This is a genomic window from Streptomyces fragilis, from assembly GCF_003112515.1.
In the GTDB taxonomy this organism is placed as follows: Bacteria; Actinomycetota; Actinomycetes; order Streptomycetales; family Streptomycetaceae; genus Streptomyces; species Streptomyces fragilis.
In genome coordinates this window covers 1-13,986 of record NZ_BEVZ01000006.1, presented here as the reverse complement: position 1 = coordinate 13,986, position 13,986 = coordinate 1, and the positions used below count along the sequence as shown (strand labels likewise).

Below are 13,986 nucleotides of genomic sequence, written 5' to 3'. Positions count from 1 at the left end.
GAGGATTCCACATGATTGCCGCAGTGAACGCGGCCGACCTCGCGCCGACGGCCTACGCCTGGCAGATCCAGGCCACAGGGCTGAAGGTGAGGGCCGGCAGAAAACGGATGGCCGTCGACGGCCTCGACCTGTCACTGGGCACCGGCGTACACGGCCTGCTCGGCCCCAACGGGGCGGGCAAGACCACCCTCATCCGGGCGCTGGCCACCGTACTGCACCCCGCCCAGGGCACTCTGGAGCTGCTCGGCGAGTCCGTGGGCGGCATGGGTGAGCACCGTGCGCTGCGCCGCCGGATCGGCTACCTGCCGCAGGAGTTCGGCTACTACAAGCGGTTCACCGTGCGCGAGTTCGTCGAATACATGGCGTGGCTGAAGGAGGTACCGAAGGCGGAGATCCCCGCAGCGGTGCAACGCGCCGTGGAGCGGGTGGGTCTGGCGGACCGTGCCGACGAGCGGATGAAGGCCCTGTCGGGCGGCATGGTGCGGCGCGTCGGCATCGCCCAGGCCATAGTGAACGACCCGTCGATCCTGCTGCTGGACGAGCCGACGGTCGGTCTGGACCCGGCACAGCGGCTGCGTTTCCGCGAGCTGTTGCAGGAGCTGGGCACGGACACCTGCGTGCTCGTCTCCACCCACCTGGTGGAGGACGTGGCCGCCGCCTGCACCGACGTGGTGCTCCTCGCCGAGGGCCGGCTGGTCTTCCAGGGCACCCCGGACGAGCTGGCCGCCGCGGGTGGTCCCGAGCACGTGGGCGACAGCCCGCTGGAGCGCGGCTACTCGGCCCTGCTCCAGGGCCCCGAGCGGGGAAGGGGCGCCTGGTGAGCACACGCGTCCTGCGCACCGAGCTGAAGCGCTCCGTCGCCCCCTGGGCCGGCGCCCTGGTCCTGACGAGCGCACTGGCGTTCCTGTACCTGGTGGACGGCGCGTGGTGGAAGGGCAGCACGGCGTGGACGGCCCAGTGGACGTCCCTGGCCCTGACCACCCGCGGCCTGCTGTTCTACCTGTGGCCGCTCGCCGTGGGGCTCGGCGCGCTGCAGGGTTTGCGCGACCACCGCTCGAAGATGTCCGAGCTGCTGACGAGCACGCCGCGGCCCGCCTGGCACCGCGCGGCCACGGTGGCGGGCACGACGGCGATCGCACTGGCGTCGGCCTTCGCGATCCTCGTCCTCGTCGGCGCGGTCCAGGTGCTCGCCCATACCGAGTACACACACCTCGGGTGGCTGCCGATCGCGCTGGTGGGAGCCCTCTCTCTCGCCGCGGGGGCGACGCTGGGCATGGGGGCCGGTCGCGCCCTGCCGTCCGCGCTCACCCCTCCAGCGCTGGCCATGGGCGCCTTCGTCTTCTCGGCCCTGATGCACATGTCGTTGGGCCGGACGCAGACGTACACGGCGTCGGGCGTCCCGGTCACGGAACCCAACCGGGTCTCGTTGCTGTCCCCGGCGGTGCAGGAGGTGCGGGACGTATTGGTTACGCTCTCCGCGTCCGTGCACGTCGGGCAGACGATCTGGCTGCTGGGCCTGGCCGCGACCGGTTTCGGCCTGCTGGCCGCCACCACCTCGCGCACTCGGCTGATCGCCCTGACACCGCTGTTGGCGGGCGCGGTGATCGCCCTGCTCGTCCTCCCCTCCGACCCGCGCCGGATGTACGTCGTGGACGAGGCCGCCGCGGAGCTGGTGTGCGACGGCCCGGTGTGCGTGACGAAGACGCACCAGGGACGGCTCTCCGGATTGGAGGGGCCTGGCAAGGAGGCGCTGCGCCTGCTGCACGACGCTCTGGGAGACCATGCGCCGGTCTCCATCCGGGAGAACACCGCCGTACTGCCGGAGGGCTCCACGCCGCGGTGGTCCCAGGAGACCGTGCTCTTCGACTTCGACGAGGAGATCATCGCCGCCGCGGAGGGCGAGGAGCTGACCTGGGCGCTGATCGGCAAGGGCATGGTGCCGGGGTGTGAGCCCGTCGGCTGGAGCGGCTTCGGAGAGGACGAGTTCGCGCGGACCGTCGCGGTGGGCTGGGTCCTCGGGGACCTCAAGTCGCTTCCCGGCGCAGGGCCGGCAAGCCTGCGCCGCGAGGCCGACGCCGAGGCCCGCCCCGTGTGGAGGGAGCTCGAGGCGCTTTCGCGGGACGCGCAGCGCGCACGGATCAACGCGATGCGCGCCGACGCGTTCTCCTGCGAGGGCGACGCGTTCGACGCGCTGAAGGGCGGTGCGTCCCAGTGAGGTGGCTGATGCTGTATGCACGCTCCCGGCAGGTGCCCGCGTCACTCGCCGCAGTGATGCTCAGCGCGATGGCGGTGTGGGCGCTCGCCAGGGACGGCGGCAGAGAGCCGTGGGACCCACGGCCGCCCGTGCTCGTCCTCGCCGCGGCGGCGATGGCGGTCTCGATCGGGCTCAGCGGGCAGGATCTCGCGCTGGACCGGACGGCCGCCCTCCGCTGGGCACCCCGCAGAGCGGCGCACGTGCTGCTCAGCAGCGGGATCGTCGCCACGGCGGTGCTGGCCGTGCAAGCGGTGGGCGAGGACATGGCCACGATCGCGTTCGTCGTTCGGGACAGCGCGGGCCTGATGGGGCTGGTCGCCCTGGGCGCGGCACTCTCGGGCGGGCAGTTCGGGTGGACGCTGCCGTTTGCCTGGCTCGCGTTCTCGTTCTTCGCCCCACCCGCCACGGGTGTGCCGATGCAGGTGGCGACCTGGATGCTACTGCCGCCTGGCACGGCGGCGGGCACCTGGACGGCCCTCGTCCTCACGGTCGCCGGCACCACGGCCTACGCCTTCGCGGGGCCGAGACGATAGCCGGACCGGACGGTCGAAGGCAGAGCGCCGTTCGCACAGAACCGGCGACAGTCGTGAGCTAATGCGCACAGGCCGGACGATGACGGTGGTCACCTGCGGTCCACGGCTGGTACGACGACCACATTGTCACGAAGTCGGGAGCGGCAGGAGTCGGGCGCCACCATCAAGGTCCGGCCGGGCCGGACGCGTTGCGGAAGCCGCGTGCAGCTCCGCACCTCGGGGCCGGGCCCGGCGGGGTAGGTGCCGCCGGTTCCCGGGCCGTCAAGGCCCAGGAACGACCTCCGCACCAGTCAGGTCCTTCGATCAGGTCCACCCGCGCAGCCTGTCAGAACCGTCTCGCACAGCATGCTGGTTCTGACAGAGGTTCCGCGAACGGCGACCTGCGGATTGGTGCGCGGCTCCGGGGCGTTCGCAGAGCTCTCGCGACTGGTCATCTGCGCGCATCACGCAGCACCTGGCCGTAACCGCTGCGCTTGGGTCCCGCGAGATGAGGGACGGCGGCCCGGTCCAGTAGCCCTCCCTTCTTCCGCAGGTGCCATGTCCTCGAGATCTATGAACCGCCGTGCCGCCGGCGTCTGAGTCAGGGGCAGTCACCGCTGTCGTGTCCCCGCTGCGGGGGGACACGACAGCGGGGTGGTGTATCGAGACGAGGCTCGTGGCCGTTGCGGGTTTTTTACGCACCACGCTCCGTCCGAGGAGCCTCTCTTGGTCCCGTATCGAGCCACGCTCGGCGGAGCTCCCCCTGAATGTGGGCAGGCTGGTACTGGATCTGCTTGCTCCGGAGGAAGCGCGAGACCGCCGATGGCGATGGAGGACCACGGTCATTTGTTGGTCCCCGGTGGCCGTCCCCGGCGGGCGCCGCCCCCGTGCCGGACGATCCCGGACTGTTCCGGACGAGAGGTTCCGCCGGCTGCAGGGCGGCGGGCACCCCTCATCACCGTGTGCGCCGCGGACGGCCGGCCCGGACGGACCGGGCCAGCCGCCGTCAGCGGTTACCTGACGTGGAAACCGTAGACGTGGTAGGTGTTGGCGCCGGTGAAGGGAACCGACGTGTGGGGCGGGAGCACGTCCACGTCCCATCCCGAATTCGCCGTCCAGAAGACGACCACTTCATGGGCGCCAGAGGAGAAAGAAGTGACACCGCTCTGTCCGAGCGGGACGTCGCCGGGGCCGGTCCAGCACCGGGCGTGTTCCGTGCCGTTCTCCAGGTACGTCACCCTCACGGAATCTGTGCCGGCGCCGCAGTCGATCTCCTCGATGGCGAAAGCAGGGGCTGCCGGCAGCGCGAGGCTCACCGCGACGGCCGCCACGGCGCCCAACGCCAGCTTCTTCGATCGGCTCTTCATCGTGTCGTGGTTCCTTCCAGTAGTCAGAGGTCCGGTGCGACAGAGCTTTAGATGAACCTTCAACCACCAACCGGCTTTTTTCCAGAGCTTCAGCGAAACTCCTCGCGGGCCAGCCGACGGCACAGGCTCCGTGGGCAAGGTGCGCGTGCGGTGAGGAACGCCTTGCGGTTCCGGGTCGGATCGCCGCTGCCGGGGCCTCATCCGGGATGGGGTGGTCTTGCGGCGGCGACCGTGGTCGCCGTTCGGCCCGTTCGGTGATGGGACGCTGGAGACGACTGACGGACAGCGGCAGTTGTCGGCCCCGGACGCGTGGACCGCGGACTTGGCCCTCCTCTCCCGAAGCTGCCGCGAAGTGACAAGTAACTCAACGTGTCGTTAGGGCCTCGGTCTCTGTGCGAGGTTCACGAACCTCGCTGCCAGTGAGGGTGGCGAAGTCGGCGCGGGCCTGTTCGACGGCTTCGGGGTACGTCTCGCGTTTGGCGTGCTCGGCGAGCGCCCGGTAGAGCTGGCGACGGAGAGGTTCTGCCCCGAGGTCGTGTCCGCAAAGTCAGGGGAGCCAGAGTCGTAGGCAGGCGAGGGTGACCATGGCTTCGTAGTGGCGGGCGCGTTTGTCGTAGCGGGTGGCCACGGCCTTGTTGTGCTTGAGCTTGTTGAAGCAGCGCTCGACGACGTTGCGTCGCCGGTAGGCGGCCCGGTCGAGCCGGCAGCGGCTCTCGCCTCGGCGGATGCGGCCGTTGATCTGGTCGATCCGCTCCGGGATCGCCGCTTTGAAGCCCCGGCGGCGCAGGTAGAAGCGGATCTTGGTGGAGGAGTAGCCCTTGTCCGCGACGACGCGATCGGGTCGCGTTCGGGGCCGGCCGGGCCCGCACCAGCGGACGTTGATGCGGGCCATGACCTGCTCGAACTGGGTGCAGTCGTTGACGTTCCCGCCGGTCAGGGTGAAGGCGAGCGGCCGGCCCTGCCCGTCGCAGGCCATGTGGATCTTCGTGGTCAGCCCGCCGCGGGACCGGCCGATCGCCTACCTGGCCGTCCTCGACTTCGAGGACGACGCCGCGTTCACCGCCTACACCTCGTCGGAGGCATTCCGCGCCGCGCACGCCGACCCCACCCACTCGCTCTCCGACGACAACCGCGTCACGGTCTTCGACGTGGTCATGCAGGTCTGACGTTTCTGGCCCCGCGGATGCCGGAACAACTCGCGCGGCCGAGCCGCGTGGGATGACGCAGACGGCGCCTCCTGACCGCACTGCGGCAGCGGTGACCGCCGAGTCGAGCAAGGGTGGTCCCTCGGAGTTACGGGCAGTGACTCCGAGGGACCACCCTTGCCTGTGCTTTCCGCGGTCCCGCAAGAAACTGCTGGCCCCGGACCCGGCGCCTCACCCTAAAGAACGATCTGATCGCTCCCCAGACAACGCCGGGAGTACGGACCATCAGGATGCCGACCCGGCCGCGCACCACGCGCCGCCAGTTCCTGTCGCTGCTGGGCGGGCCAGCGGCGGGCGCTGAGGGAGGTGCGCCGTCTTCCCGCGCCCTCGCACCGGCGGGCCGACCCGCGTGCCCGGCTGCTGGACAGGCCCTCACTGGGAGACGATGCGTACGGATGTGCTGGCCGGGCCGTCCCTGACCCAGCATGTTCGCGCGGTGGGTGATCGCCCCGTCCTGCCAGTCCACCGTGCCGTCGTCGTTGGCATCGGCGGCGAGGACCACGGTCGCCCAGGGCAGTTCGTAGGTGGCGACGCGGGGCTCGGTGGCTCCCCGGGGTGCGTGGGTGTAGGCGCCGACGGAGAGTTCGGCACGGCGGCGTCCGCTCCCGGCGTCGACGACGAGTTCAGGCGGGTGTTCCAGCGGGTGATGTCGTTCTGCGGCGAGTCCTCGGTCGCGTTCGTGACGATGCCCGCGGACAGCTGTGGGTGGCTCTGCTCCCAGCCGCCTGCATGGTGGTGGCCGCGCGGTGCGCACGCGGTGCCGTTGACGGGTGAAGCTGTCCAGGGCGGTCGCCCGGCCGTCGAGGGTGCGCGTGCCCAGCTGGTAGGAGATGACCTGAAGGAAGCCCTCGGCGACGGTGGCGGTCAGGCTGCCCCGGCTCAGCCGCACCGGTGTCGCCGCGGAGCCGGTCACCGCGTCGGCCGCGAGGGGCGCGGCGCTGGCGGGCACGACGGTGCCCGCCAGCACCCGCAAGTTGAGGCCAAGCTGAGGCCCAGTGCCGCGGCGGCCGCGCAGGGCGCAGAACACGTCCGCGTCGGGGCGGGCGGGCTCGTCAGAAGGTTTCTACGTACTCCTCGACCGGCCCGAGGCCGGGCCGGTCGAGGATCTCCACCCGGTCGTCCAGCCGTTCGAGTTCCAGCAGAATGAGGCTGTTCCCGCCCGGTACCAGCAGCGGTGCGGGCAGGTAGAGCGTGCGCTGGGGGCCGATCTCCCAATAACGGCCGAGCAGGGTGCCGTTGAGCCACACGAAGCCCTTGGCGAAGCCGGGGAGGGTGAGGAAGCCGTCGGCGGGTTCGGTGACCGTGAATCGTGCTGTCGCGAATCCGGCGGTCCCCTCCGGCGGCGCGGCCGACACCGCCCGCGCCAGGTCCTCCCCGGTCCAGGTGTCGAGTGGCAGCCGGTGCGTCGTCCAGCCGTGCACCAGCCGGGGGCCGACCGAGACTCCGCCGAGGATGCCCTTGTGCTCGCCGAGCCGGGGTCCGTAGTTCACCCGCCCCTGGTTCTCCACCAGCAGTTCCAGAGCGCCGCGTTCACCGCGGCCTGTCAGGTCGAGGGAGGCGTTCTCCCGGTCCAGGACGCCGAGCGGGGCGCCGTCGAGGAAGACCTGGGCACGGTCGCGCAGTCCGTGGACGGTGAGCCGGTGATTGCCCGTCGGCAGGTGCGGCGTGGCACGGTGGAGGAGCAGCCCCGAGGCCTGGTCCAGTTCCTCGAAGCTCGGCGGGTGGAGGGACGTCACCGGGGCGGAGACCGCGCGCAGCGCCCCCAGGAGGCCGGCCTCGCGGGTGACGGGGAGCGTGCGGGGGGTCAGTAGGGGCGGATCGGCGGGCAGTGGGCGTCGCGGAACTCCGGCGGCCGTGTGCAGCAGGGCCCGGAAGGCGTGGAACTTCTCGGTGAGCGCCCCGTGTTCGGCGATCGGCGCGTCGGAGTCGTAGCTGGTCACGGTCGGCTGGAAGGTCGTGCCGTCGTGGTTGGCGCCGGACCACAACCCGAAGTTCGTGCCGCCGTGCGCCATGTAGAGGCTGACCGAACCGCCGGCGCCGAGGATGTCGGAGAGGGTGCTGACGGCGCTCTCAACCGACCGGACGTGGTGCTTCTCGCCCCAGTGGTCGAACCAGCCGTTCCAGAACTCGGCGCACAGGAAAGGCTCGTCGGTGCGGCGCGACCGCAGCAGTGCGGCCGCCTCACCGGCGTGGGAGCCGAACGTCGCGGCGGCGAGGTGGCCGGGCAGGCCGCCGCCGTCCTGCATCAGCTCGGTGGGGCCGTCGGCCGTGTAGAGCAGTTCGGTGATGCCGCGTGCGACGAGGGCGTCGCGCACCCACCGGACGTAGGAGTGGTCGTCGCCGTAGCTGCCGTACTCGTTCTCGATCTGCACGGCGACCACCGGTCCGCCCCGGCCCGCCTGGAGGGCCGCGATCCGCGGGATCAGCTCGTCGAACCAGCGATCGACCTCCGCCAGGTACGGCGGGTGGGAGGAGCGCGGGCGCATGCCCGGGCGGCCCGTCAGCCAGACCGGTAGCCCGCCGTTGTCCCACTCGGCGCAGATGTACGGACCGGGCCGCACGATGACGTCCAGACCGGTCTCCTGGGCCATGCGCAGGAAGCGCTCGACGTCGTGTTCCCCGGTGAACCGGTGGTGGCCCGGGCGTGGTTCGTGGAAGTTCCACGGGACGTACGTGTCCACGGTGTTCAGGCCCATGGCCGCAACCCGCTCCAGCCTGTCTGCCCACTGGTCGGGATGGACGCGGAAGTAGTGCAGCGACCCCGACAGGATCCGGTGCGGCCGCCCGGCGCGCAGCAGCCGGCCGTGCGGATGGGACAGGAGCGGCCCCGGCGCGGCCCCCGGGAGCGGGACCTGCCCGCCGGACGGAAGAACCCCGCCGGCCTTCCGGCCGTCGGCGGTCCCGGCCCCCGGCGTCCCGCTCCCGTCCTCCGCATTCCGGGACTTCCCGGATGTCATCGGTACCATGACCAACCCTCCGTCGGACCTGTCCCGCCGCGCCCCTCAGTCGCGCGTGCCGCGACCGGGCGGGAAGGAGCAAGCCTGTTGCGGCGGGGCACGACAGGGCCCTCCCGCGAGGCATGACCCGGAACTATGGCAGATGGTGTTATCGATGCCAACGGTGCCGACAGGCGTAGCCTGCGGCACGGCAAGGGAGGGCCGGGACAACGCGGCGCGGATGCCGTCCTCAGGGCGCAGCAGGACGATCGGCGTCCCGACCCTGCGGAGCGCGGAAACTCCTCGCGCTCAAGCCTTGTGGCCGGCATCGAGACTGTCGGTGAGAGCGCGGGTACGCGGTGAGCACGACGACCGCCTCCTCACCGGACACCAGTGCGATCGAGGAGGCCCTGTCCCGCCTCGCAGCCCCGGTCGTTCAGGGGATCGTCCTGTGCGTATCGCTGATCCGCGTCGACGCGAGAATCGAAGAGCTCACCCCTGACCTGGTGCGGATGGTCACGGAGCCGGAGTCGGTGACCGGCCCCGTGTCCGTCGAGCCCTCGCTAATGGCGTGAGCCGGCACCGCGCCGGTCCGACCCCGGAGCGGCGGACGGACTTGACCCGGTCGGCGGCCCTGATCCGGAGGAACGGCCGGACTGTGCGTCATCGGACAGCGGCACGGAGCCGAAGGTGCGGCGCGTGCACTCTTGACGAGGTCCTTACACCTCTCCTACCGTCCTGGTGGTCAAGACATCAGACGTCTTCCGACGCGTCCGACCAGCCCGAACGAGCACATCGCACCTCCCGGTTCCGTCCCACGACCCCGCAGGGAGACACCGTGCGCTTACGAAGACTGACCCTGCTCCTGTCCGTCCTGTCCCTCCCCCTCACCTCGGTGGGGTTCGCGCCCGCCAGCCATGCGTCGGCGCAGGCCCAGTCCTTCCACGTGGACTGCGGTGCCGCCGCCGGCGGCGACGGCAGCCAGGCCAAGCCGTGGAACACTCTGGCGACGGTCAACGCCCGTGCGTTCCAGCCGGGTGAGGCAATCCTCCTCAAGCGCGGCTCCACCTGCACCGGGCAGCAGCTCTTCCCCAAGGGCTCGGGATCTCCGGGGAGTCCGATCCGGATCGACGCCTACGGCAGCGGCGCCAGACCGAAGCTGGCCGGCGCCGGCCAGGTGACGGACGTGGTCCGGCTCGCGGATCAGGAGCACTGGGAGATCGCCAACCTCGACATCTCCAACAAGGGGGACACCGCGGCGACCAGGCGCGGCGTTCATATCACCCGCACCGATTCCGGAACGGGAACGTACTACCGGGTCCGTGGCCTGTACGTGCACGACGTCAACGGCAACCAGACCAAGAAGGACGACGACGCCAGCGCGGGCATCTTCTTCGAGGTCCTTGGCCACACGACACCGACCCGGTTCGACGACGTGCTGGTCGAGAACAACACGGTACGCACCGTCGACCGCTACGGCATCCACTTCTGGACGCGATGGATGCTGCGACCGGAGCTCAACAACGCCAACTGCGGTACGGCCTGCGGGCCCTGGACACCGCAGACCCGGGTCGTTGTCCGCGCCAACACCGTGACCGACATCGGCGGCGACGCGATCGTGCCGCACCACACCGAGGGCGCGCTCGTCGAGCACAACAGGGTCGACGGCTTCCGCGAGCGGGAACCGGCCCACTGCGCGGCCGGCATTTGGGGCTGGAACACCGACCGCGCCCTGTACCAGTACAACGAGGTCAGCGGCGGCAGGAGCGAGTGCGACGGCCAGGGCCTGGACATCGACGAGGCCAACATCGGCACCGTCTACCAGTACAACTACAGCCACGACAACGAGGGCGGCTTCATCCTCCTGTGCAACGGCTCCGGCTCGACCACCTCCGACAACATCGTGCGCTACAACATCAGCCAGAACGACGGCGGACAACTCTTCGACATCGTCTGCGCGAAGACCACCAACACGCAGATCTACAACAACACCTTCTACCTCTCCCGTCCGGTCGACATCATCAGCAACGCCAACGGCTCGGGCGCCGCGAACGCGATCTTCAGCAACAACATCTTCCACGTGGCCACCTCCGAGGCCTCCTACGTCAACGCCGGCAGCCTGGGCTTCGACTCGAACGTCTTCCACGGCAGCCACCCGGCCGGTGAGCCGACCGACGCGAACAAGGTGACCGCCGACCCCAAGCTCGCCGCACCGGGCACCGCGACCTCGCACGCCGACGCGGACGGTTACCGGCTCCAGGCCGGCTCGTCCGCGCTCGCCAACGGCCGGCCTATGGCCTCGCCCGGCGGCCGCGACTACTTCGGCAACCCGGTCACGGCCGGTTGCGTCCCCGATCGCGGCGCCCACCAGGCGACGACGGCCTGCACCGCTGCGCCGGGGCCGGCAAACGGGGTGTACCAAATCTCCGTGGGCGGCCAGGCCGTCGACGTGCCCGCCAACTCCACCGTGCAGGGCACCCAGCTGCACGGCTGGAAGTGGCACGGCGGCGACAACCAGAAGTGGACGGTCACTCGCAACGCGGACGGCACCCACACCCTGCGGAACGTGCACTCGGGCCTGTGCGCGGACGTCCGCGACAACTCCGCGCACGCGGGTGCGGCCGTCATTCAGTGGCCGTGCAGCGGAGCGGCGAACCAGCGCTGGACCGCCACGTGGAAGGACGGCGGCTACACCCTGACCGCCAAGTCCAGTGGACTGCTGCTGACCTTGGCATCCGGTACCGACGGAGGGCTGATCTCCCAGCAGCCGGCCGACTCCACCGCGATCCAGACCTGGAACTTGGTCCCGCAACCCTGAAGCAACGGGGTCCGGCCGCTGCAGGCCGGGCCCCGGAGCACGCCGATGGCGAGTGGGAGACCACCCGCCGGATCTCCGTCCGCACGTACGACACCCGTCCTGCCGTCCGACCGAAGCGGCCCGCGTGGGCCGCCCCATCGCACAAGGGAAAGACCATGCGGAGACGAACCGTACTGGCCGCCGCCGGCTCCCTGGCCGCCGCGATCACCGTCCCCGCGGGCCGTGCGTTCGCCGCACAGACCGTGGGACCGGTACTGGATCACCGGATCGAGAAGACCTACGACGGCACGTCGTACACCGACCTCTCCGAACAGGTGGCCGCCGTCAAGGGACTGAGCACCGGGACCGTCCTCGCCACCTGCAGGACCACCAGCCGCAATCAGGCGATGACCCTCCTCAGCGTGTCGAATCCGGCGGAGCCGTCCAGCGAGGTCTTCCTGGGACTGGCCGGCGGCGCCCTGCAGTTCGTCGTCCGGGACAAGGGCTCCGTCAAGGTGAACCGTCTCACCCGCACGATGTACGACGACGGCGCCTGGCACACCTTCGCAGTGACGGTCTCCGGCAACGGCACCACCATCCACGCCGACGGACGCCCCGTACTGCCCCTGGCGAACACCCAGTTCTTCTCCGCCGTCGCCGACCTGGCCTCGGTCAACGTGGGACGCAACGTCGACAGCACCCATCCCGGCGGCGAATGGTTCTACACCGGCGGCATCCGCCGGGTCGCCGTCTACGACCGGGTACTGAGCCAGGCGGAACTTCAGGCGGAGAGCGTTCGCGTGGACCTCGCGGACTTCGGCGCCATCTCCGGGATCCTCAACTCCGACACCCCCGCCAACTGGGTGATGACGGGTGACAGCATCACGCACGGCGCCCTGTGGACCAACGGCTGGCGTAGCTACGCCGAGCACTTCCAGGAGCGCGTGCGCTGGGAGCTGGGCAAGGCCAAGAACACCGACTTCGTGGTCGACACCGGTGTCAGCGGCAGCACCACCAACGACCTGGTGGCGGCGTTCCCCCAGCGGGTGACGTCGTTCGCACCGCGTGTCGTGTCGATCATGCTGGGCACCAACGATGTCGCAACCCCGGGCATCGGCCCGGCGGTCTACCGGGCGAACCTCCTCAGACTCGTCGCCGCCGTCCGCGCCCTGCCCGGCGCGGTCGTCCCGGTCCTGCAGACCCCCAACCCCGTGGACCTCACCCGATGGAGCAACCGCACGGCACTCGGCGACTACGCCGAGACCATGCGGTCGGTCGCACAGGAACAAGGTGTCGTCCTCGTCGACCACCACGCCCACTGGACGGCGGCCCACGGGGGCAGCGTGCCCACCGATCTCCTGGGGGACGGGCTGCACCCCGACCAGCGCGGGCACCTGCTCCTGGCCCACAAGATGATCAAAGACCTGCGCATCTTCGACCCCGGCAGCCGCGTCTGCTCCTTGACCATCCCCTAGTACGCGCATCCGCTCGCTCCGCGCCGCGTCCGAGCCTTGCGGACGCGGAAAATTGCTCCTACGGCCGCAACGGGCTGGCCATGCTGAAGATGGCACACGAAGGACTGTTCGGCGACGTCACCAACGGCCACGGCGGTTATCTGCACGATCTTCGGAGCCTGCTGTTCTCCGACACGTACTACACCGATTCCTGGCGCCGCCTGTGGCACACCCGCAGCACCGCGTCCTTCTACGTCATGCACGGCCTGGCGCCGGTCGCCGCCGCGATGGACATCAAGCGCGGCGACCGCATGACCGTGCTGCGGGCCACCGCCACCGAGCCCAAGGGCCTCGCAGGACTACCGGGAGCGGTTCGTCGACAGGTTCCATCCCCTCGTGGAAGGAGACCTACATCAACGATGACCTGGTCACCTGTCTGATCGACACCGCCAAAGGCAGCTGGACTACGGATCCGCCCGTTACCTGAGTCCCGAGGACGTCACCCGGGCGGGCGGCTTCCTCGCCGCCATGACGTTCGATGTACTCGCCTGGCACTACGACCTGGCCTCCATGTACCGTGCCGAGATCTACCTCCTGCCGGAATCCGACGCCGAGGTCCCCACGGACCTGGACACCCTGCGGCACGACTACGAGGAGCTGACCCGGTTCTTCGTAGGTGCCGCCACAGCAGGCGACGCCGTTGCCCTCATGCTGGCCTGACCCGGCTTCGGACTCTGCATGGACTGCTTCGCCTGGCCAACCGGCGGTAGCCGATGAGGGCGGCGGCGATACCAACGAAGGCCAGGACGTGTTCGGCCTTGCGTTCGTATTGACGGTGGAGCCGTCGGCAGTCGTCCAGCCAGGACACGGTTCTCTCGACCACCCAGCGATGTCGGCCCAACCGCTGTGAGGACTCGATGCCCTGCACAAGTGGAACCAGGCCCTGACTGTCGTGCATGTTCGCACCGGAGATGCCCAGGGACAGAGGCAGCCCATTCTTGTCGGTGACCAGGTGGATCTTCGATCCCAGCTGGCCGCGGGCGGTCGGATGCGGTCCGGTTAGTGGCCCCCTTTTGCGGCCCGCAGGCTAACCGAGTCGATCGCGCACCGCGACCAGTCCAGCTCGCCCCGCGCTCCCGAGTTCGTCCAGGATCACCCGGTGGAGCCTTGTGCAGACCCGATCTCAGCTCCACTGCGCGAACCGGCGGTAGACCGTGGGCCAGGCGGAGCCGAACACCGGCGGGAGCTGTCTCCAGGTACAGCCCGAGGTCGCCACGAAGATGATCGCGGCCAGGGCGTCACGGTCCACCGCCCGGCGTCGGCCGCCGCCCTGTGGACGCATGACTGTCGGCGGCACCACCCGCCTGAAGAGCACCCACAGTCTTTCCGGCGCCAGCCGCTCAACGAGCTTCGTCATGCACGGATCAACGAGCGATCACGACATAAGAAGCGATGTCTTTT

11 protein-coding genes and 3 pseudogenes are annotated in these 13,986 nt (G+C 70.1%); 9 read left to right on the top strand and 5 right to left on the bottom strand.

Annotated features, from left to right (window positions below):
* Window positions 1-11: 11 nt before the first annotated feature.
* The 3 genes from Sfr03f_RS20875 to Sfr03f_RS20865 are packed head-to-tail and all read left to right on the top strand — an operon-like array spanning window position 12 to window position 2,787.
* Window positions 12-821, top strand: a complete 810-nt coding sequence (locus Sfr03f_RS20875) for an ABC transporter ATP-binding protein (protein WP_108955527.1) — start codon at window positions 12-14, stop codon at window positions 819-821.
* Window positions 818-2,215: an MIP/aquaporin family protein gene (locus tag Sfr03f_RS20870; protein ID WP_108955526.1), complete on the top strand. Its 1,398-nt coding sequence runs from the start codon at window positions 818-820 to the stop codon at window positions 2,213-2,215. Before Sfr03f_RS20875 ends, Sfr03f_RS20870 begins: the two co-directional genes overlap by 4 nt.
* Window positions 2,212-2,787 carry a hypothetical protein gene (locus Sfr03f_RS20865; RefSeq protein ID WP_108955525.1) on the top strand — a complete coding sequence of 192 codons (576 nt, stop codon included), beginning with the start codon at window positions 2,212-2,214 and terminating at the stop codon, window positions 2,785-2,787. Before Sfr03f_RS20870 ends, Sfr03f_RS20865 begins: the two co-directional genes overlap by 4 nt.
* 992 nt (window positions 2,788-3,779) lie before the next feature.
* Here the strand turns inward: Sfr03f_RS20865 and Sfr03f_RS20860 are convergent.
* Together Sfr03f_RS20860 and Sfr03f_RS20850 are read right to left on the bottom strand one after the other, a co-directional pair.
* Window positions 3,780-4,133, bottom strand: a complete 354-nt coding sequence (locus Sfr03f_RS20860; RefSeq protein ID WP_108955524.1) for a hypothetical protein — start codon at window positions 4,131-4,133, stop codon at window positions 3,780-3,782.
* Between the two features lie 547 nt (window positions 4,134-4,680).
* A pseudogene (locus Sfr03f_RS20850) lies at window positions 4,681-5,151 on the bottom strand (IS5 family transposase); the annotation flags it as partial.
* Here Sfr03f_RS20850 and Sfr03f_RS20845 point away from each other — a divergent pair.
* A complete protein-coding gene (locus tag Sfr03f_RS20845) occupies window positions 5,108-5,299 on the top strand; it encodes an antibiotic biosynthesis monooxygenase family protein (protein WP_245967678.1) in 192 nt (63 codons plus the stop codon). The pseudogene Sfr03f_RS20850 and the gene Sfr03f_RS20845 overlap by 44 nt on opposite strands.
* A gap of 127 nt (window positions 5,300-5,426) precedes the next feature.
* On the opposite strand, the gene Sfr03f_RS20840 is transcribed toward Sfr03f_RS20845, so the two are convergent.
* Together Sfr03f_RS20840 and Sfr03f_RS20835 are read right to left on the bottom strand one after the other, a co-directional pair.
* Window positions 5,427-6,092 carry a hypothetical protein gene (locus tag Sfr03f_RS20840; RefSeq protein ID WP_245967719.1) on the bottom strand — a complete coding sequence of 222 codons (666 nt, stop codon included), beginning with the start codon at window positions 6,090-6,092 and terminating at the stop codon, window positions 5,427-5,429.
* A 298-nt stretch (window positions 6,093-6,390) separates the two neighbouring features.
* Window positions 6,391-8,304 (bottom strand): glycoside hydrolase family 35 protein, encoded by a 1,914-nt coding sequence (locus Sfr03f_RS20835; protein ID WP_245967677.1) that lies wholly within the window; start codon window positions 8,302-8,304, stop codon window positions 6,391-6,393.
* A 329-nt stretch (window positions 8,305-8,633) separates the two neighbouring features.
* On the opposite strand from Sfr03f_RS20835, the gene Sfr03f_RS20830 reads away from it, so the two are divergent.
* From Sfr03f_RS20830 to Sfr03f_RS20810, 5 genes and pseudogenes are all read left to right on the top strand, one after another.
* Entirely contained in the window at window positions 8,634-8,849 is a 216-nt protein-coding gene (locus Sfr03f_RS20830) for a hypothetical protein (protein WP_108955521.1), read from the top strand.
* Window positions 8,850-9,112: 263 nt separating this feature from the next.
* Window positions 9,113-11,092: an RICIN domain-containing protein gene (locus Sfr03f_RS20825; protein ID WP_108955520.1), complete on the top strand. Its 1,980-nt coding sequence runs from the start codon at window positions 9,113-9,115 to the stop codon at window positions 11,090-11,092.
* 155 nt (window positions 11,093-11,247) lie between these two features.
* Complete coding sequence (locus Sfr03f_RS20820) at window positions 11,248-12,546, top strand: SGNH/GDSL hydrolase family protein (RefSeq protein WP_108955519.1); 1,299 nt, start codon at window positions 11,248-11,250, stop codon at window positions 12,544-12,546.
* A gap of 41 nt (window positions 12,547-12,587) precedes the next feature.
* Window positions 12,588-12,982 (top strand): annotated as a pseudogene (locus Sfr03f_RS20815) (gfo/Idh/MocA family oxidoreductase); the annotation flags it as partial.
* Window positions 12,958-13,245, top strand: a complete 288-nt coding sequence (locus tag Sfr03f_RS20810) for a DUF1877 family protein (protein ID WP_108955518.1) — start codon at window positions 12,958-12,960, stop codon at window positions 13,243-13,245. The pseudogene Sfr03f_RS20815 and the gene Sfr03f_RS20810, both read left to right, overlap by 25 nt.
* Here the strand turns inward: Sfr03f_RS20810 and Sfr03f_RS20805 are convergent.
* Window positions 13,232-13,942: pseudogene (locus Sfr03f_RS20805) on the bottom strand (IS5 family transposase). The gene Sfr03f_RS20810 and the pseudogene Sfr03f_RS20805 overlap by 14 nt on opposite strands.
* Window positions 13,943-13,986: the final 44 nt, after the last annotated feature.